This is a genomic window from Microbacterium sp. B19(2022) (assembly GCF_012030385.1).
GTDB lineage: Bacteria > Actinomycetota > Actinomycetes > Actinomycetales > Microbacteriaceae > Microbacterium > Microbacterium oxydans_B.
Genome location: NZ_JAAUVO010000036.1, coordinates 1 through 11,896, shown reverse-complemented (window position 1 = coordinate 11,896; position 11,896 = coordinate 1). Strand labels below are relative to the sequence as shown.

Below are 11,896 nucleotides of genomic sequence, written 5' to 3'. Positions count from 1 at the left end.
ATCCCAGGGCAGCGGCGGCTGGTGCCGTCCGCACGGTGGGGGCAAGAGCTCGGGCTACGGTCCGCGCTCGCAGCAGTGCGGTCCGCAGGGCTGCTCCTCGAGCTTCCACTACGGCACCGACTTCGCGAACGGCTGCGGCGCCGCGATCTACGCCGCGCAGTCCGGCACCGTCGACTACGCGGGCTACAACGGCGGCTACGGCAACTACATCCGTATCCAGCACGGCGGCGGGATCGGCACCGGCTACGCACACATCCGCAACGGCGGCATCATCGTCAGGTCCGGCCAGTGGGTCCGCTCCGGGCAGGTCATCGCCTACGCCGGCAACACGGGTCGCTCGTTCGGATGCCACCTGCACTTCGAGGTCTACGACCGCGGCAACGCCATCAACCCGGTGCAGTTCCTGGCCCGGCACGGCGTCTCCGCCTGATCGCAGGCCCACCGAAACCGAAAAGACCCCCGGGCCGCTTCTGCGGCCCGGGGGTCTTTCGTGTCTGGCGACTCAGCGAGTCAGTGACCCTGCTCGCCGAAACGGACGATCGCCTCGTCGAGGATGCGCTGCGCCTCGGCGGCGTTCCCCCACTCGTCGACCTTGACCCACTTGTTGGGCTCGAGGTCCTTGTAGTGCTCGAAGAAGTGCGAGATCTCCTTCTTCGTGTAGTCGGCGATGTCGTCGATGTCCTGGATGTGTGCCCAGCGCGGGTCCTTCGACAGGACGGCGACGAGCTTGTCGTCCCCGCCGGCCTCATCGCTCATCTTCAGCACGGCGACGGGACGGACCTCGACGACGACGCCCGGGTAGATGGCGTGGTCGAGGAGCACGAGCACGTCGAGCGGGTCGCCGTCCTCGCCGAGCGTGTTGTCGAAGTAGCCGTAGTCGGCCGGGTAGCCGAAGGTCGTGTAGAGGACGCGGTCGAGGTGCACTCGTCCGGTCTCGTGGTCGACCTCGTACTTCACGCGGCTGCCGCGCGGGATCTCGATGACGGCGTCGTGTGCGCCCATGCGTGTGCTCCTCAGGAAAAGTTCGGTTGGATGCCGCGGACTAGCCTACCTGCGGCTCGCTCCGGCGCTTTCGGAGGAGACGATTCAGCAGACGGCTCATCGGGTCGCTCAGGAGCAGCAGGAACAGCCCCGTGTATCCGTTCGGCGAAGCCGCGACGGCGATCGCGAGTGCGGCGGTGAACAGGACGATCGAGGCGACATCGCCGATGGCCCCCAGGCGGATGGTCTCGGTCGACACGGTGCCGAGGTCGCGATGGCGCGCCAGGTAGAGCCATCCGGCGAGGGTGGTCACCTGCGTCATGATCAGCGTGCCGATGTACACCACGGCCTGCAGCGGGTCGGTGTCCATCTGCCCGATCATCGCGGTCGGAACCGGGAGCCACACGATCGTCGCCATCCACGCGACGTTGATCCACAGCAGGGGCCCGGTCACGAACTCCACGTCCCGGTACTGGCGATGGTGTCCCATCCAGAACGTCGCGATCAGGAGGAAGCTCAGCCCGAAGCTCAGCAGCTGACCCGAGTGCTCGTCGAAGAACTCGGCCGTGCTCTTATGGTCGGATGCGGCCTCGGACACCGACTCCATCAGGGGCAGGATGAGCAGCGTCATGGCGATCGCCACCACGGCATCGGCGAAGGCCTTGAACCGTCCGGACCGGAACGGCTGCGTGCGGGGGTGATCGTTCACGGCGTCAGGATAGTCCCGTGGTCGTGCCGCCCGCAGGAGTGTGACCGTGCCCTACCGTGGAACCGTGCCATCACTCTCTCCCGTCATCGCCGAGATCCGCCTGGCCGTGCGCACCGCGCTCGTCGACCTTCCCGAAGGGTCGACCGTGATCGTCGCGCTCTCGGGCGGCGCCGACTCGCTCGCGCTCACTGCCGCGACCGTCTTCGAGGCTCGCAGCCGGGGGATCGAAGTGCTCAGCCTGACCGTCGACCACGACCTGCAGGAGGGATCGTCCCTCATCGCCGGCACGGCGGCGGTCGCGGCGGAGGGAATCGGAGTCGACGACGCGCTGCAGACCCGCGTCGAGGTCGACAGCTCGTCCGGCTCAGGGGTCGAGGCCGCCGCTCGCGATGCCCGCTACGCGGCACTCGGCGGAATCGCACGTGCGGAAGGCGCGGCCGCCGTGCTGCTCGGCCACACTCTCGACGATCAGGCGGAGACCGTGCTCCTGGGGCTCGCGCGGGGCTCGGGCGCCACCAGCCTGCAGGGCATGGCGCCCTCGCGGGAAGACGACGACGGGCTCCGCTGGGTCCGTCCGCTACTCGGCGTGCGGCGGGAGACGACGCGGGCGTTCTGCGTGGCATCCGATCTCGAGGTCTGGGACGACCCCCACAACTTCGACGACCGTTACGCGCGGGTGCGGGTGCGGGAGCGCGTGCTGCCGGTGCTCGAGGCTGAACTCGGTCCGGGCATCGCCGAGGCCCTCGTCCGCACCGCGGAGCAGCTTCGGGAGGACGCTGAGGCCTTCGACGAGATGATCCACGAGACGATCGAGGACATCGTCGAGCATGCGGAGGCGGGGATCTCAGTGAGCGTCGCGGCGCTCGCCGCCAACCCCGCGGCACTGCGCAACCGCATCATCCGCCTCGTCGTCGACAGCGAGTTCGGGGTGAGCCTCACGAGGACGCAGACCATCGAGGTCGCGCGGCTCGTCACCGATTGGCGCGGTCAGGGGCCGATCGACCTGCCCGGGTGCGCGGCTGTGCGCCAGGGCGGCCGCATCGTGTTCACTGCATCCGGTCGCTGAGGACCCTCCGCCGAAGCGCCTGAGCCTCGCGACCGGATGCGTCGGGTGAGGTCCTACTTCTTGCCGCCGAAGAGGCCGCCGAGGATGCCGCCGAGGTCGATGCCTCCGCCGGAGCCGCCGCTCTTGCCACCGCCGAGCAGTCCGCCGATCACGTCGCCGATTCCGCCTGCCGAGCCGCCGCTGTTGCCACCGCCGAGGATCCCGCCGATGACGTCGCCGACGCCGCCCGAGCTCTCGGCTCCGGCATCCGCCTTCGCAGTCTTGTCCTTCGTCGCGTTCGCGATGAGGCCCATCACGATGGGGGCGAGGATCGGGAGGAGCTTGCCGAAGTCGATGCCGGGAGTCGCCTTCGACTCGGTGAGCTCCTTCGTGACCTCCGTCTTCTTGGAGCCGAGGATGTGCGCGACGATCTTGTCGCCGTCGGCCTGATCGATGTCGTCGACCTTCGAAGCGCCGGCCGTGCCCTCGTGCTTCTTCAGCGCGTTCTGGATGGCCGCGGAGCCCTCGTCGGTCTCTGCGTTCTTCGCGAGCCCGCCCAGCAGCACGGCGCCGCCCTGCTCGACAGCGACCTTCGCCTCGTCTCGCGAGACACCCAGTTTCTCGGCGATGTCGTCGATCGGAACCTGCTTGAGGATGTCGTCAAGAGCCATGGTGAATCCTTCCGTCCGGGGCGTCCGCCCGCATCACCGCTCACAGTAGTGCGGATCGCTGGGCATGGGGAGATCCGCCCATCGGCGGCGTCGGACGCGTGACGTAGGGTAGACGGGTCCGGGGGGAAAGGGGCATCGGTGACCGATCTCGATGTTCAGAAAGAAGCGCTCGATGCAGCGCAGGCACGGCTCACTGCGGGGGCCGCGCCGATCATCACGTCGTGCCTGTCGTTCGGAGGCACCGGGTCGTCTTCGGTCGAAGGTGCGCTGGGCGAGGCCGAGTCGCTGGTGACGCAGATCCTGTCGGCCCTCGCGCAGACGGCGACCAACTCTGCGACCGATGCGGCATCCGTGGCATCGACCTTCACCGCCAACGACGAGGCGCTCGCGCAGCAGGCGGCGCAATGAATCTGCCGGGGCTGATCGACGATCCGGCTCGCGGTGATGCGGGCGCCGTGAGTGGGTATGCGACCACGTTCTCCACGCGGGCGGCGTCGTCGCGAGAGCGCAAGGGCGATGCGGATGCGGCGCTGGCGAGCATCACGTCGATGACGGCATCTGCCGCGGATGCCCTCGGTGCACGGATCGTGCTCCTGTCGCAGCGCATGGGCGAGGCGGCTGAGGGGCTCGACGGCATCTCGACGGCGGTGTCGGCGTATGCGACCGACCTTGAGGGGCTGAAGAGCGATGCTGCGCGTCGGCTGCGTGCCGCGCAGAATGCGTACGACCACATCTTCGTGCGCCGGGCCGAGGCGTTGAGCGCGGCGAGCGAGTTCGTCACGGGCTGGGCGCTGCCGTGGGACGCGGTGCTGCCGTCGTGGATGTACGTCGACGACCCGAGCTACCTGCGTCGCTGGCAGGATGCGATCGACGACTATTACACGGCGCGGGCGTCGTACAACGCGCTCGGCGACGAGCGGGCGGAGATCGACCGGCGTGCGGTGAACGCGATCGCCGCCGTACCGCTCATCTCCGCCGTCACGCAGGGCGGGAAGGTCGGCGGTGCAGGGTTCGCTGCGGCGAGCCTCGCGTGGGCGGGGAACGTCAATGCGATCACGGCCGAGTCCCTGGCCGGTCTCGGGGATCCGGACATCATCCGTGAGACGTGGAACACGATGGATCAGGCGACGCGGGATGCGCTGCTTGCCGCATCCCCGATGATCCTCGGGAACCTCAACGGCATCCCGATCCGTGACCGGGTCACCGCGAACCACACCAACATCCGCGACGAGATCGCGCGCAGGGAAGCCGAGATCGCCCGGCTCCAGGAGAAGCTCGACGGGATGACGGCGCGGAACCACTGGAGCGCCCAGCGACGGAAGAGCCTGAGCGACGAGATCGCCGAGCTGCGGGAGCCGATCGGTGCGTGGAAGGATCTGCTCGATGAGCAGCCAGTCTGGTACGACGAGTCCGGCCGCGAACACAAGCACAGTGGAGCTCAGGTCGTCGTCTTCAATGCTGATGCGAATGCCATTGCGACCTATCACGGAGCAATCGACCCCGTCACCGGCGACATCCCGGTCTGGGTGCAGAACGTGGCGGTCTCCGTGCCGGGAACGACGACCACAATCAGTGAATTCGGTCACGGAACCGGAGCAAGTCTCTATTCCGCGGCTATCGATGCGAACGGCCCGGGGAGCGCAGTGTTCCAATGGGCTGGCGGTAGCTTTCCGCAGCTGGAAGTCCCCGGCCCCACGGATGCTTCGTACTCCCATGATCTCGCTCCGAAGCTGGTCGATTTCGTCGCGGGCATCGAACGCCCGGCCGATTCCACTCTCACCGTTATGGGACACAGTTACGGCGGCGCGACCGTGGGGTTGGCGGAGCAGGCCGGTTTGAAGGCCGACCGTATTCTCTACGTCTCTGCGGCCGGCATGGGGGCTGGGGTGGCCGGCGTCGAAGATTTCCCGTACACATCCGGCGTTCCGCACTACTCGATGATGGCTAGGAACGACGCCGTGGTGGGGATGATTCAGGGTGATCACGACGATTGGTATGCGATCCACGGCCAGTCCCCGTTGTTGGCCGACGACGTTACGCGTCTGGAGACTGGATGGATCGACCATGCAGATCCCGATAGCGCCGACCTCGAGGACTACGGCTTCCCGAATGGGATTGAGAGTCACAGCTCCGTGCTCAATCCGCGGTCGACCGCGTTTCACAACATCGTCGAGGTCATCACCGGCGGCGAGGCGATCAGTTGGGCTCCGAATGAGTACGTCACGGGTGGGTACTCCAGCATTGCGATCGATGGGATCGATGCTTCGGACTATGAGCCGCACTATGTGAGGATCGACTGATGCGGAGATGGTGGGGAATCGTTGCACTGCTCGCGTCGGTGGGCTTGATCGGAGGGTGTGCCGTGTCGGCTGACAGTCGGTTGGATGAGTTTCGAGCTGAAGGCGAGGCGATCTCGCAGCAGGTCGTGGAGTCCATTCCCGCAGCAGTGATTGCGGATGAAGCCCCGGATAGTGCCTCCGCCGGGCGGCTGGCGCAGAGCATGGGAGACACCCCTCAAACGCCCGCCTGGTGGGAAGTGAAGACCTCGGTGGTCATGCTCGACGAGCCTGCGGCGTCCGAGACCGCGGCCACAGCAATCGAAACCGCGCTCGTTGACGACGGATGGAAGAAGGCTGAAGAGTCGGGCTCCCCGGATCCGGTCTACAAGACGGATGAGTACCGACGGGACGGATGGTATGTGCGTGTCGCATGGGTACGCTCTACTCCGAAAACGATCGAGAGCTTGAGGGTCCTCGTGGTGAGCCCTGACACGATCCGTGGCGATCACGACGAGATCCATTCCTGAGCCGAACGGTGCGAAGACTGACGGGAATGATGATCGCGCTCGTCTGCGTGCTGATTCTGGGAGGATGCGCGGTGCCACCGACACCGGAGAGTCGACTCGACGAGTACAAGGCGGAGAGTGAGACGCTCGCGATGAGTGTCGTCGAGCTCATCCCCGTTCACCTGGAGCCGGCGCTCGATACTGAGCTGGAGTCGCGGGGGCAGGCGCCGCAGAACGGTGTCACCGCCGAGAAACGTCCGGGCGATCCCGCCTGGTGGCAGGCTCGGGCCTACGTCAGCCTTGCGGAGTGGGAGGGTGCAGCGGCTGAGGCGATTGCCGCCGTCACGGAGGCCATGAAGTCGGATGGTTGGACGGTGGAGCGCGTCCGCGAGACAGGCGAAGGCCGCACGATCACGGACGGCTTCCGACAGGACGATTGGTACGTGGAGATCGCGTGGGTGAAGTCTGAACCAGGCAAGGTCGAACGGTTCGACATCTCGGTTGTCAGCCCCACGACGGTGCGCGGAGACCATGATGACATCTCCTCTTGACCGAGGCCGAACAGGGAGCCAGCGCGTCCTCATGGTGAGCCCGGAGATGGTGCGCGTCGACAGCGACGAGCTGTCGTCCTGACGCATGAGGCGTCTCTGGGGTGCGTTGGCGGTGCTTGCTGCGGCATGCATCGTGGGAGGGTGTGCGATGACGGCCGAGAGTCGCCTTGATGAGTATCAGGTGCAGGCGGAAGTGCTGGCGGAGGAGATCGTGGGGATGATCCCAGCGGACCTCGCGCCGACGACGACGCCCGATGTGGAGTCCCGAGGGCGGATGCTCCAGAACCCGGTCTCCGCCGAACCGTCTGCCGAGGACTCTGTCTGGTGGCAGGTCGACACCTACGTCGAGCCGGTTCAGCGCGACGGGGCGTCTGAAGAGGCGGCGAAGGCGATCGCGGCGCAACTACTTGCAGACGGGTGGGAGCACACGGACGCTCGTGAGACGTCGGAGGGGCGACGCACCGCCGACGCCTACGGTAAGGACGACTGGTATGTCGAGGTAACGTGGGTGCGCTCCGAGGAGGGCAAGTACGAGACCATCGAGATCGGCGTGCTCAGCCCGAAGACCACCCGCGGCGACAACGACGAGATCCATTCCTGATCGCAACGGAGAACCCTGAACCGGAGCACCCGGTTCCGTCACCTAAAATCGATCCATGCGCGCCGCGGAGATCCAGGACGACCTTGCTCAGATCCTCGTCACAGAGGAGGAGATCCTCGCCAAGCTCGATGAGCTGGCGACGCAGGTCGCCCAGGACTACGAGGGCAAGGACCTGGTCCTCGTCGGCGTGCTCAAGGGGGCCGTCATGGTCATGGCCGACTTCGCCCGCGCTCTGCCGTTCCACGCCCCGATGGACTGGATGGCGGTCTCGAGCTACGGCGCCAGCACCAAGTCGAGCGGTGTGGTGCAGATCCGCAAAGACCTCGACACCGACCTCAACGGCAAGCACGTCCTGATCGTCGAGGACATCATCGACTCGGGTCTGACCCTCAGCTGGCTACTCGAGAACTTCGGATCCCGCGGCGCCGAGTCGATCGAGGTGCTCGCCCTGCTGCGCAAGCCCGAGGCCGCGAAGGTCCACATCGACTGCAAGTACGTCGGCTTCGACATCCCCACCGACTTCGTCGTCGGATACGGCCTCGACTACGACGAGCGCTACCGCAACCTGCGCGACGTCGCGGTGCTCGCCCCCCACGTCTACTCCTGACGCGCGGCACGCTACGCCGTGGGTGAACGTACAGCGACCCCCTAGGGCGCGCGCGATACGCTGATCCGATCATGGATGTGAAGAAGCTCACCCGGAATCCGCTGATCTACGTCGCGCTGATCGGCCTGCTGCTGTTCGGCGGCTTCCTGCTGATCTCGAATCTGGGTGCGCCCAAGCAGATCACGACGCAGGAGGGGCTCAAGCTCCTCTCCGGCACCACGGTCACCGAGGTCGTCAACACCGACGGCGACCAGCGCGTCGACATGACGCTGTCCAAGGCGTTCGAGGGCTCCGAGAACGTGCAGTTCTACTACGTCGACGCCCGCGCCGACGAGGTGGTCACCGCGATCAACGAAGCCGCTCCGAAGGACGGCTTCAACGACGCCGTGCCGCGTGCGACCTGGTTCGACGGCTTCCTCTCGCTCCTCCTCCCGCTCGTGCTGCTGGGCCTCCTGTTCTGGTGGCTGCTGTCGTCGATGCAGGGCGGCGGCGGCAAGGTCATGCAGTTCGGCAAGTCCAAGGCCAAGCTCGTCAACAAGGAGACGCCGACCGTCACCTTCGCCGACGTCGCCGGTGCCGACGAGGCCATCGAAGAGCTCCACGAGATCAAGGAGTTCCTGCAGGATCCCGCGAAGTTCCAGGCCATCGGCGCCCGCATCCCGAAGGGCGTGCTCCTGTACGGCCCTCCCGGAACCGGCAAGACGCTCCTCGCCCGCGCCGTCGCCGGCGAGGCAGGCGCCCCGTTCTACTCGATCTCCGGATCGGACTTCGTCGAGATGTTCGTCGGTGTCGGTGCCTCCCGTGTGCGCGACCTCTTCGGCCAGGCCAAGGAGAACGCCCCCGCCATCATCTTCATCGACGAGATCGACGCCGTCGGCCGCCACCGCGGTGCCGGCATGGGCGGCGGAAACGACGAGCGCGAGCAGACCCTCAACCAGATGCTGGTCGAGATGGACGGCTTCGACCCGAACGCGAACGTCATCGTGATCGCCGCGACCAACCGCCCCGACATCCTCGACCCGGCGCTGCTGCGCCCCGGCCGCTTCGACCGCCAGATCGGGGTCGACGCCCCTGACCTCAAGGGCCGCCAGCGGATCCTCGAGGTGCACAGCAAGGGCAAGCCGCTCTCGAAGAACGTCGACCTCGAAGTCGTCGCCCGCAAGACCCCCGGGTTCACCGGTGCAGACCTGGCCAACGTCCTCAACGAGGCCGCGCTGCTCACCGCCCGCTCGAACGCGCAGCTGGTCGACAACCGCGCCCTCGACGAGGCCATCGACCGCGTGATCGCCGGACCGCAGCGCCGCACCCGTGTGATGCGCGACAAGGAGAAGCTGATCACCGCGTACCACGAGGGTGGACACGCCCTCGCGGCGGCGGCGATGAACTACACCGACCCGGTCACCAAGATCACGATCCTGCCCCGCGGCAAGGCCCTCGGATACACGATGGTGCTGCCGCTGGACGACAAGTACTCGATCACCCGCAACGAGCTCCAGGACCAGCTGACCTACGCCATGGGCGGTCGCGTCGCGGAGGAGATCATCTTCCACGACCCCACCACCGGTGCATCGAACGACATCGAGAAGGCGACCTCCATCGCCCGCAAGATGGTGCTCGAGTACGGCATGACCACACAGGTGGGTCCGGTCAAGCTCGGCAGCGAGGGCGGCGAACCCTTTGCCGGTCGTGACATGGGCCGCGGTCGTGAGTACTCCGAGCGGGTCGCCGAGCGGGTGGATGCCGAAGTGCGCGCGCTCATCGAGCAGGCGCACAACGAGGCCTACGAGGTCATCAGCGCCAACCGCGACATCCTCGACAAGCTCGCCCTGGCGCTCCTCGAGGAGGAGACCCTCGACCACCACCAGATCGCCGAGATCTTCACCGAGGTGAAGAAGCTTCCGGAGCGCCCGCTGTGGCTGTCGAGCGAAGACCGTCCGGTGTCGGAGCGGCCCCCGATCGAGGTGCCGAAGAAGGACGTCTCGCTCGCGGCATCCGTGGAGGCGCCCACCACCGCACCCCGTGCGCAGCAGGGCTCGGCGGGAGCCGGGAACCCGCGACCCGCGACGGCGTGACGTGACCGTCGACAGGCACCGTGTCGAGCGACTCACCCGTGAGCTGCTCGAGGCCATCGGCGAAGATCCTGATCGACCGGGGCTGAAGCAGACGCCGTCGCGCATGGCCGAGCTGTACTCCGAGTTCTTCGCGGGAGTCGGAGTGGATGCCGCCGAGCCTCTTGCCCGCACCATCAGCGTCTCGCGCGGACCCGCACCGGACACGCTGCCTTCCGGGGCCGTGCTGCTGCGCGATATCCGCTTCCGCTCCGTGTGCGAGCACCACCTGCTGCCTTTCGCGGGACACGCCCACATCGCATACCTTCCGGGCGAGCAGGTCGTCGGTCTCGGGGCGCTCGTGCGCGTGGTCGAGATCCTCGCCGCACGTCCGCAGGTGCAGGAGCGTCTCGGTGAGCAGATCGCCGACACGATCGCGGAGCACCTCGACACCCGGGGAGTCCTCGTCGTACTCGATGCCTCCCACGGCTGCGTCACGATGCGTGGCGGACGGCAGAGCGAGGCGTCCACCCTCACGATCGCGGCCCGCGGGGAGTACACGGATGCCGTCGCCAGGGCCGAGTTGATCACGCTGATCGGCGCATCGGCGGGTTCCGGAGCAGCGCGCTGATGACGACGATCTGGGGCATCGTCAACGTGACCCCCGACTCGTTCAGCGATGGCGGTCGCTACCTCGACGTCGATCGGGCGGTCGCCCACGGTCTGCGACTGCGCGCCGAAGGCGCAGCGGTGCTCGACGTCGGCGGCGAGTCGACCAGGCCCGGCGCCGAACGCGTCGGCACCGACATCGAGCAGCAGCGAGTGATCCCGGTGATCGAACAGCTGGCGGCGGCGGGCGTGCCCGTCAGCATCGACACACTCAATGCGGCCACCGCGGCGGCGGCAGTGCGGGCGGGCGCGCGCATCGTGAACGACGTCTCCGGAGGGCTCGCGGACCCCGAGATGCGGGCAGCCGTCGCGGAATCCGGGGCCGACTACGCGATCGGCCACTGGCGTGGATTCTCCTCCGACATGTATGCGAACGCCGAGTACCGTCGCGTCGCGCGCGAGGTGGCGGGAGAGCTGCAGGAGCGCATGGGCGAGGCCGCGGCATCCGGAATCGCGCCGTCTCGGCTGATCCTCGACCCGGGTATCGGGTTCGCGAAAGCCGGCGCGCAGAACTGGGACGTGCTGCGCGGACTCGACGAGATCATCGCTCTGGGGCCTCGCGTGCTCATCGGCACCTCGCGCAAACGCTTCCTGGCGGAGGCGCTGCGTCGGGAGGCCGGGGCGGAAGACGAGGTCTCCGAATCCCGCCGCGATCTCGCGACGGCCGTCACGAGTGCTCTGGCTGCCCGCGCCGGGGTGTGGGCCGTGCGCGTGCACGATGTGGCCGGCACCCGCGATGCACTCGCGATCGCCCACGCCTGGGCAGGCTGAATTCCCACCCGGCCGAGGGGGTGGGCCCCCGTACGCTAGAGGTATGGATTTCCTCGATGAGATCGTTCTCTCCGGTCTGACCGTCTTCGGACACCACGGCGTCTACCCGCACGAGCGTGAAGACGGCCAGGAGTTCACCGTCGACCTACGCCTGCGGTTGTCGCTCGAGCAGGCCGCGGCCTCCGACGAGGTGGCCGACACCGTGCACTACGGGGACCTCGCCGAGAAAGTGGCGGCGGTCGTCGCGGGCGAACCGGTGAACCTGATCGAGACGCTCGCGGAGCGCATCGCCTCGGTGGCCCTCGAAGACGAGCGAGTGCAGAACGTGACGGTGACCGTGCACAAGCCGCACGCTCCGATCGCACTGAACTTCGCCGACGTGGCGGTCACCGTGAACCGCAGCCGCCCGCCGCAGGCGCTCGAGGACATCACGATATGAGCCGGGACCTCGCGAGGGC

Annotated in this window: 15 protein-coding genes; 12 read left to right on the top strand and 3 right to left on the bottom strand. The window is 67.4% G+C overall.

Annotated features, from left to right (window positions below):
• Window positions 1-430, top strand: a 430-nt coding sequence (locus tag HCX50_RS19485) for a M23 family metallopeptidase (RefSeq protein WP_167635448.1), incomplete at its 5' end; no start/stop codon positions are given.
• 80 nt (window positions 431-510) lie between these two features.
• Here HCX50_RS19485 and HCX50_RS19480 read toward each other — a convergent pair.
• Together HCX50_RS19480 and HCX50_RS19475 are read right to left on the bottom strand one after the other, a co-directional pair.
• Window positions 511-1,002, bottom strand: coding sequence for an inorganic diphosphatase (locus tag HCX50_RS19480; RefSeq protein WP_046014122.1), 492 nt, complete (start codon window positions 1,000-1,002; stop codon window positions 511-513).
• A gap of 40 nt (window positions 1,003-1,042) precedes the next feature.
• Window positions 1,043-1,690 (bottom strand): TMEM175 family protein, encoded by a 648-nt coding sequence (locus HCX50_RS19475; protein ID WP_167635447.1) that lies wholly within the window; start codon window positions 1,688-1,690, stop codon window positions 1,043-1,045.
• A 64-nt stretch (window positions 1,691-1,754) separates the two neighbouring features.
• Here HCX50_RS19475 and tilS point away from each other — a divergent pair, with 64 nt between their 5' ends.
• Window positions 1,755-2,756, top strand: a complete 1,002-nt coding sequence (tilS, locus tag HCX50_RS19470) for a tRNA lysidine(34) synthetase TilS (RefSeq protein ID WP_167635446.1) — start codon at window positions 1,755-1,757, stop codon at window positions 2,754-2,756.
• Window positions 2,757-2,809: 53 nt separating this feature from the next.
• On the opposite strand, the gene HCX50_RS19465 is transcribed toward tilS, so the two are convergent.
• A complete protein-coding gene (locus HCX50_RS19465) occupies window positions 2,810-3,406 on the bottom strand; it encodes a DUF937 domain-containing protein (protein ID WP_167635445.1) in 597 nt (198 codons plus the stop codon).
• A gap of 138 nt (window positions 3,407-3,544) precedes the next feature.
• Between HCX50_RS19465 and HCX50_RS19460 the strand changes: the two genes are divergently transcribed.
• From HCX50_RS19460 to folB, 10 genes are all read left to right on the top strand, one after another.
• The gene (locus HCX50_RS19460) at window positions 3,545-3,814 is read left to right on the top strand and encodes a hypothetical protein (RefSeq protein ID WP_029262849.1); all 270 of its coding nucleotides are present in this window, start codon (window positions 3,545-3,547) and stop codon (window positions 3,812-3,814) included.
• Window positions 3,811-5,706, top strand: coding sequence for an alpha/beta hydrolase (locus HCX50_RS19455; RefSeq protein WP_029262848.1), 1,896 nt, complete (start codon window positions 3,811-3,813; stop codon window positions 5,704-5,706). The genes HCX50_RS19460 and HCX50_RS19455 overlap by 4 nt, the downstream gene beginning before the upstream one ends.
• A gap of 62 nt (window positions 5,707-5,768) precedes the next feature.
• Window positions 5,769-6,212 carry a hypothetical protein gene (locus tag HCX50_RS19450; protein WP_136025628.1) on the top strand — a complete coding sequence of 148 codons (444 nt, stop codon included), beginning with the start codon at window positions 5,769-5,771 and terminating at the stop codon, window positions 6,210-6,212.
• A gap of 29 nt (window positions 6,213-6,241) precedes the next feature.
• Entirely contained in the window at window positions 6,242-6,742 is a 501-nt protein-coding gene (locus tag HCX50_RS19445) for a hypothetical protein (RefSeq protein ID WP_167635444.1), read from the top strand.
• 148 nt (window positions 6,743-6,890) lie between these two features.
• Window positions 6,891-7,343, top strand: coding sequence for a hypothetical protein (locus HCX50_RS19440; protein WP_167635443.1), 453 nt, complete (start codon window positions 6,891-6,893; stop codon window positions 7,341-7,343).
• A gap of 55 nt (window positions 7,344-7,398) precedes the next feature.
• Entirely contained in the window at window positions 7,399-7,950 is a 552-nt protein-coding gene (hpt, locus tag HCX50_RS19435) for a hypoxanthine phosphoribosyltransferase (RefSeq protein WP_029262844.1), read from the top strand.
• 71 nt (window positions 7,951-8,021) lie between these two features.
• Window positions 8,022-10,022 carry an ATP-dependent zinc metalloprotease FtsH gene (gene ftsH / locus HCX50_RS19430; RefSeq protein ID WP_167635442.1) on the top strand — a complete coding sequence of 667 codons (2,001 nt, stop codon included), beginning with the start codon at window positions 8,022-8,024 and terminating at the stop codon, window positions 10,020-10,022.
• A gap of 1 nt (window position 10,023) precedes the next feature.
• Window positions 10,024-10,629: a GTP cyclohydrolase I gene (folE, locus tag HCX50_RS19425; RefSeq protein WP_167635441.1), complete on the top strand. Its 606-nt coding sequence runs from the start codon at window positions 10,024-10,026 to the stop codon at window positions 10,627-10,629.
• Window positions 10,629-11,438 (top strand): dihydropteroate synthase, encoded by an 810-nt coding sequence (gene folP, locus HCX50_RS19420; protein ID WP_167635440.1) that lies wholly within the window; start codon window positions 10,629-10,631, stop codon window positions 11,436-11,438. Before folE ends, folP begins: the two co-directional genes overlap by 1 nt.
• Window positions 11,439-11,481: 43 nt before the next feature.
• The gene (gene folB / locus HCX50_RS19415) at window positions 11,482-11,877 is read left to right on the top strand and encodes a dihydroneopterin aldolase (RefSeq protein ID WP_091035749.1); all 396 of its coding nucleotides are present in this window, start codon (window positions 11,482-11,484) and stop codon (window positions 11,875-11,877) included.
• The last annotated feature ends 19 nt before the right edge of the window (window positions 11,878-11,896 follow it).

Coding starts and splice junctions, on each gene's coding strand:
- HCX50_RS19455 (WP_029262848.1), top strand. CDS start 3,811: ATGAATCTGCCGGGGCTGATCGACGATCCGGCTCGCGGTGATGCGGGC.
- folP (WP_167635440.1), top strand. CDS start 10,629: ATGACGACGATCTGGGGCATCGTCAACGTGACCCCCGACTCGTTCAGC.
- hpt (WP_029262844.1), top strand. CDS start 7,399: ATGCGCGCCGCGGAGATCCAGGACGACCTTGCTCAGATCCTCGTCACA.
- folB (WP_091035749.1), top strand. CDS start 11,482: ATGGATTTCCTCGATGAGATCGTTCTCTCCGGTCTGACCGTCTTCGGA.
- HCX50_RS19440 (WP_167635443.1), top strand. CDS start 6,891: ATGACGGCCGAGAGTCGCCTTGATGAGTATCAGGTGCAGGCGGAAGTG.
- ftsH (WP_167635442.1), top strand. CDS start 8,022: ATGGATGTGAAGAAGCTCACCCGGAATCCGCTGATCTACGTCGCGCTG.
- HCX50_RS19480 (WP_046014122.1), bottom strand. CDS start 1,002: ATGGGCGCACACGACGCCGTCATCGAGATCCCGCGCGGCAGCCGCGTG.
- HCX50_RS19465 (WP_167635445.1), bottom strand. CDS start 3,406: ATGGCTCTTGACGACATCCTCAAGCAGGTTCCGATCGACGACATCGCC.
- HCX50_RS19445 (WP_167635444.1), top strand. CDS start 6,242: ATGATCGCGCTCGTCTGCGTGCTGATTCTGGGAGGATGCGCGGTGCCA.